Annotated in this window: 3 protein-coding genes; all 3 read left to right on the top strand. The window is 41.2% G+C overall.

Annotated features, from left to right (window positions below):
* The first annotated feature begins 92 nt into the window (after nt 1-92).
* The 3 genes from AACR77_RS14600 (at nt 93) to AACR77_RS14590 (ending at nt 2,556) form a co-directional block, all read left to right on the top strand.
* Complete coding sequence (locus tag AACR77_RS14600; protein ID WP_081999305.1) at nt 93-695, top strand: Cap15 family cyclic dinucleotide receptor domain-containing protein; 603 nt, start codon at nt 93-95, stop codon at nt 693-695.
* Nucleotides 692-1,807 (top strand): hypothetical protein, encoded by a 1,116-nt coding sequence (locus AACR77_RS14595; protein ID WP_042878392.1) that lies wholly within the window; start codon nt 692-694, stop codon nt 1,805-1,807. The genes AACR77_RS14600 and AACR77_RS14595 overlap by 4 nt, the downstream gene beginning before the upstream one ends.
* Nucleotides 1,808-1,989: 182 nt before the next feature.
* Entirely contained in the window at nt 1,990-2,556 is a 567-nt protein-coding gene (locus AACR77_RS14590) for a hypothetical protein (protein ID WP_042878390.1), read from the top strand.
* Nucleotides 2,557-3,079 lie beyond the last annotated feature (523 nt).

Genomic DNA, 3,079 nt, shown 5'->3' with positions numbered 1-3,079 from the left:
CGTCAAAGACCCTGGCTGCCAGCATCTTGGCACAAGCCAATAAAGAGCGATGAATAGCAGGATTATGTTATTACGCATGAAAGGATTGGCATATGCATGATTACGCTGTTTTTGGTCATAGTAGAGCGACAATAGGTCGATATCTCGGAACTGCATCAGTTATTCTTACTGGTTTGATATCAAGCGTTATTCTATGGTTGCACCAAGTAGATGGTTTCAGTTTTATGGCTGGAGCAACAGTTTCAACTGCTGTTGTATATTTTGCCTTACATTGGATTTTTAATAACTATGTATGGAAAGTGCCACTATTTAAAATTCCAGATTTAAATGGTGTTTGGTCTGTCAGAGGTGAAACACTCTCCGAAGATGACGGTGTTATAAAGTATAACTGGGAAGCTGAAATTGATATTGAGCAGCGTTGGGAAAAGATTTCTATAAACTTAAAAACCAAAAAAAGCTCCAGCGAAAGCTATACGGCAACTCTTGCCAAAAAATCAGGAACCCGTGGTGGCTGGGTTCTTCATTATAGTTATAGTAATTCTCCTGATGCATCTCAGTTTCATGAGTTGAACTCACATAGAGGTTACTGTGAAGTTATCTTTGATAAGGAGCTAACTTCTGGTGAAGCTGCATATTTTAATAGTAATGGAAGAAGAACTTTCGGAAAAATGTACCTGACACGAGGTGATAAATGATCAACTTTAGTGACCGTTTGAAAAAATTGAAGGAAAGGCGTCAGGGTACGGCTCAGCGCTATGCACTTGATCAAGGTTATACTGCATTATCTGCTGCATATGATTATCGTCCACAAGAAAGTTATGAAAAGGTCAAAGACAGTGATGCTATCAAGTATGTAATTGGTGCGATGGCACCAGTGAGCGCTAAATCAACACAAGTTTCAATAGATGAAGGGGAACGTGTAGCTAATACATTGGTTGGCATGCTCGAAAAAGACCGGATTAATACTGAATTCAAGCTTCAAGGTTCTGTAGCTTTAGATATTCATATTGAAGGACACTCTGATGTCGATATGTTGATTCTTAAAAATGATGTAATCCTCGTCCAACTACCAGTTCTTCCATCAACTAACTATACTGATGCGCCTGACAAAAGGCCCATGCTCGATCAAGTAAAAGAAATTCGCTTAGCATCAGAAGTTAAACTGACAAGCAGATACTATCAAGCAACAGTAGACTGCTCGAATAAGAAATCCATATCAATGAGTGGAGGTAGCCTGGCTCGAAAGATTGATATTGTGCCAAGCTGTTGGCATGACTCTCATGATTATCAGCGCTCAGGCAAACAGCATGACCGATGCGTCAGAATATACGATAAAGAAAAACATGAGTTCATAGAAAACAAACCTTTCCTTCACATTAAGAAAGTTGATGATAAGGACTCTATTCATGGAGGAAACCTTAAGAAAGTCGTTCGGTTAATGAAGAATATTGTGGCCGATATGCCAGATTATAAAAAGAAAGTAGCCAAGAAGCTTACAAGCTTTGACTTAACTAGCATTGCGTATCACATGGATGCTCAACTGACATGTCCTGAATATTTCCCCCTGCTACTTCTTCACAGGCTTGATCTCTGGCTTCAAAAGTTAAAGGATGATAAAGCTCTAAGAGATTCACTAAAATCTCCAGATGAGGTTCAGTCTATTTTCAATAATGTTGAAAAAGATGATGCTCTTGAGATTCTTAGCAAGGAAGTTTCTGACTTGGCAGCCTCTGTTTATCGAGATCTGTACCCATATGATAGAGAGAAAGATATAAACAAATTAGTCTACAAATCTATTTATATTTAAGAAAACAATTAATTTCCCGAAAAATATTACCGCCTTTAACCATGGCCCCAATGGGGCCAATGAGTAACATCGTAGGCTCTTACTATTATTTCTCAGGTTGTCTGACCCAATGATGAGGACTATAATCCCCACCCTGATTTTGATTCCTACTAATTGTTGTCTTTCGAGACTGAGGGTTACCTATGGGCTCCCAAACTGTGTGGCTTCCAACCATACTCTACACTGCACTAATTCGGTTACAGCTGAACGATTTCACTGCACAGGAGTGCGTAATCGCGGTATTTGGTGACAAGTTCAAGCGCCCATCAAAACATAAATACTATGGACTCATATACCGCCATCTGAACAAGTTGGTCGGTATGGGTCTTTTGAATAGGCGCAGTGTGGGCAATAAATGGTTTCGCCCAAATTACGTCAAAACACCACTTTTTGATAAGGTAACTTTTCAGGAAGATCTACCAAGCTCAGAGGTTCCGGTAACTCCGGTCGAGCAAAAGGCCGTCGTGGATGTGAGAAATGAAGGGATCAAGGTGCTGGAGGCTAGGGCACGCTCTTATCGATTTGAGCTCCAGGAATACCAGGCTACGTTCGCCGAATATTGCGAGCTACGAACAGATTTCCCCGCGCTAGAGACGACCATTGATAATGTGCTTAGGCACACCAGTCAGGAATTTCAGTCCTTACGAGGACGGTTGGCTGCCGTGGAGGAGGTGTTGAGGACGTTGGGGAGTTCCACATCGGCCCGCTAATGTCATCCCTTCTATATATAAGTCGCATACAACTACATGACCCCAGATGTCCGGCATTTGCAGGTCATGTAGTTTCGCTGTGTTGGTGCGTGACTTCTATCATTGGGCGCGATGCCAGCTGATTTGGCATAATCAGTGTTCCTGAAAAATAGCTCATAGCCCTACATACACACTCATACGCACTGATTGAGCGATCCACATATGCACTTAAGTGCGTAAATAGTTTATCGCAACATTGACATTCATGACTGAATGTTTTACTCTTCGCTTCTGTTGGTTAGGTCATGCATTAACAATAGTAATGTATTGATTTTAAACAAATTTAGCTTTTTTATTGCGTAGTGCATAAGTGGTTAGTGGCTTCTTGTTGGAGGTTCACGCTAACTTTCGATCTTTTATGTGTACCATATAAGAGTTCGAATCCTGCAGGGCGCGCCATCGATACACATGAGTTTGATTGCTGTATCGAAGGTAGATTTCAGTGGTGGCTGTAGCTCAGTTGGTAGAGTCCCGGATTGTGATT

The sequence above is a fragment of the Aeromonas sp. ZOR0002 genome (assembly GCF_963866995.1).
GTDB classification, from domain to species: Bacteria; Pseudomonadota; Gammaproteobacteria; order Enterobacterales; family Aeromonadaceae; genus Aeromonas; species Aeromonas caviae.
Note: the sequence above shows the minus strand (reverse complement) of the source record. Positions and strands in the feature narration are given on the sequence as shown.

Excerpts from the sequence above, each read along its gene's own strand:
- AACR77_RS14595 (WP_042878392.1), top strand. The coding sequence starts at position 692 with ATGATCAACTTTAGTGACCGTTTGAAAAAATTGAAGGAAAGGCGTCAG.
- AACR77_RS14590 (WP_042878390.1), top strand. The coding sequence starts at position 1,990 with ATGGGCTCCCAAACTGTGTGGCTTCCAACCATACTCTACACTGCACTA.
- AACR77_RS14600 (WP_081999305.1), top strand. The coding sequence starts at position 93 with ATGCATGATTACGCTGTTTTTGGTCATAGTAGAGCGACAATAGGTCGA.